General features: G+C 66.1%; 2 protein-coding genes and 1 pseudogene. 1 reads left to right on the top strand and 2 read right to left on the bottom strand.

Going from position 1 to position 2,290, the window contains the following annotated elements; all coding sequences use genetic code 11:
- Positions 1-387 (bottom strand): hypothetical protein (locus RMO85_RS03855; protein ID WP_310526581.1); only part of this gene is annotated, 387 nt, incomplete at its 3' end.
- A gap of 137 nt (positions 388-524) precedes the next feature.
- Positions 525-1,792, bottom strand: a protein-coding gene (locus RMO85_RS03850) for an IS3 family transposase (protein ID WP_310526580.1) whose coding sequence is annotated in 2 segments (ribosomal slippage) — positions 525-1,489 and positions 1,489-1,792 — 1,269 coding nt in all. Because the reading frame shifts where the segments join, the coding sequence is not laid out codon by codon here.
- Between the two features lie 23 nt (positions 1,793-1,815).
- On the opposite strand from RMO85_RS03850, the pseudogene RMO85_RS03845 reads away from it, so the two are divergent.
- Positions 1,816-2,290, top strand: a pseudogene (locus RMO85_RS03845) (ATP-dependent endonuclease); the annotation flags it as partial.

Genomic DNA, 2,290 nt, shown 5'->3' with positions numbered 1-2,290 from the left:
GTCTGTGCCGGCTACGCGGGGAAGCTTGGCGTGCTTCCCGGTGACAGAGAGTTCCTCCCCAATTGCCTTCGCTCGCTCCGAGATCTCAGCGAAGAGTTCCTTCTTCGACTTGCCCAGGTCGAGCGGCTCCTCAGGATCAACCCAATCAGCGGTCTTCAAGACGCTCGAGATAAGGCCCTGACGTCGATAGTCCGATTCGACGGCGGCATAAGCCCACTCGTTCAGCCGCCGCCTGCGCCGCTCTTCAGGCGTCGCCGTCGGATCAACTAGGTGCTGAGCTCGCAGAAGATGTTCGCTCGCAGTGCGAGCCACGGTGTGGGGAAGAAATACCCGGCCTGCAGCCAGCAACTGCCCGGTGACGGCGGCGTGCTCGAGTCCGCTGTGCATCAGAGTGACAGCCTGGACGTCAGCCTCGCAGAGTGTTCGAGCCGCTATGTCAACGGCCGCCGCCCTCCAGTCCTTGGCACTCTCAGCGGTGAGATCCGGGCGCCACTGAATCGCCCTGGGTCTGATGGAGGCTCGGGCTATTGGATTCCGACCAGGGATTGGTCGGTCCGTTTCGTAGCGTAGAACGACTGCTCGAACTCTGCTGGTGGGACGTCGGCCAGGTAGCCGTGCAGGCGGTCGTTGTTGTGCCAGTGGACCCAGCTCAGGGTGGCGAGCTCGACGTCCTCGACTGTCTTCCACGGTCGGCCTTCGCGTGCGGGTCCGCGGATGAGCTCGGCCTTGTAGTAGCCGTTGACGGTCTCGGCGAGCGCGTTGTCGTACGAGTCGCCGACGGTGCCAATCGAGGGGACTGCACCGATCTCGGCCAGGCGCTCGCCGTAGCGAATCGAGGTGAATTGCGATCCGGCGTCGCTGTGGCAGCGCAGGCCGGCGAGCTGGGTGCCGCGTGACCAGCGGGCCATCTCGATGGCGTCGAGGACCATCGTTGTCCGCATGTGGGAGGCGACCCGCCAGCCCACGATCGTGCGTGAGTAGGCGTCGATGATGAAGCAGACGTAGGCGACGCCGGCCCAGGTCGGGACGTAGGTCAGGTCGGTGACCCACAGTTGGTTCGGCGCCGTGGCGGTGAAGTCGCGGCCCACCAGGTCTGGGTGGCGCGGCATGTCCGGGTCGGGTTTGGTGGTCCGGACCCGCTTGGTGCGCCGCACACCCTCGATACCGGCGGCGCGCATGAGTCGGGCGATCTGGTCCCGGCCGATGTCGTGGCCGGCTCGCTGGGCTGACTTCCAGATCTTCCGGGCGCCGTAGACCCGGTAGTTGTCCTCCCACAGCTGCCGCACGACCGGGCCAAGGACCTCATCGCGTCGGGCACGCGCCGACGGCAGGCGGTTCTTGGCCTCGTAGTAGCTGCTCGGGGCCACCTGCAGCACGCTGCAGATGAGCTCGACCCCCAGCCGCCGTCCCGCGACGACGTCGTCGCGGTTGGCGTCGATGACCGCGGCTACTTCTTGTGCTGGCGGTCGCGCTCCGCCCCGAAGAAACTTGCTGCCCGCTTCAGGATCTCGTTGGCCCTCTTCAGCTCACGGTTCTCCTGCTCGAGCGCCTTCATCCGCGCCGCATCGCTGGTGCTCACACCCGGCACGTGGCCCTCGTCGATGTCGGCCTGTCGTACCCAGGACCGCACCGACTCGGTGCCATAGCCCAACTGCTGGGCGACGCGCTGGATCGTGCCGTGTTCAGTTCCCAGCTCTGCTCGCAGCGTCCTGACCATCCGCACCGCGGCGGCCTTCTCATCCGGGCTGTAGCGACGCGTCGTCGGCTTTCCCGGGGTGGTGTCCTTCGGCATGAGTCCATCCTCGTTTCCAAACGATGGAGACTCCAACCAACCCAGGGCGATTCAACATCGAATTCGAGGAGGCCGCCGACGAGGACGGCGACCACCCCTCGATACCACCCTTCTTCGCGCACATGGCCCTGGAGACCACCGAAGGGCCGCCGCGCATCCGGGTCCGGCTTACCGCTTCTCTCGACGTCGACGGGTACGTGGACGAGACGATCGAGTACGTAACTCAGTCTGGCCCCAATGGTGAGCCAACCCAGCGGTCTGACATGTCCCGCCACGATCGCGCAGCACTCGAAGTCCACTACTTGCCCGCGCGGCGAGACCCGGCTGACCACGTCGCCTACACGGCGGCCTCTCTGTTGGCTCGAATGATGCGTGCGGCCGACTGGACGAACGAACGCAACGAGATGGTGCGCCTGGCCGACGAGCTGTCAGCGGCGATGATCGCAAACGCGGCCGTGGCGGGCATCGGCGCCGAGGTGAAGAATGCGTGGGGCGAGC

Source organism: Nocardioides sp. (assembly GCF_031422975.1).
GTDB lineage: Bacteria > Actinomycetota > Actinomycetes > Propionibacteriales > Nocardioidaceae > Nocardioides.
Note: the sequence above shows the minus strand (reverse complement) of the source record. Positions and strands in the feature narration are given on the sequence as shown.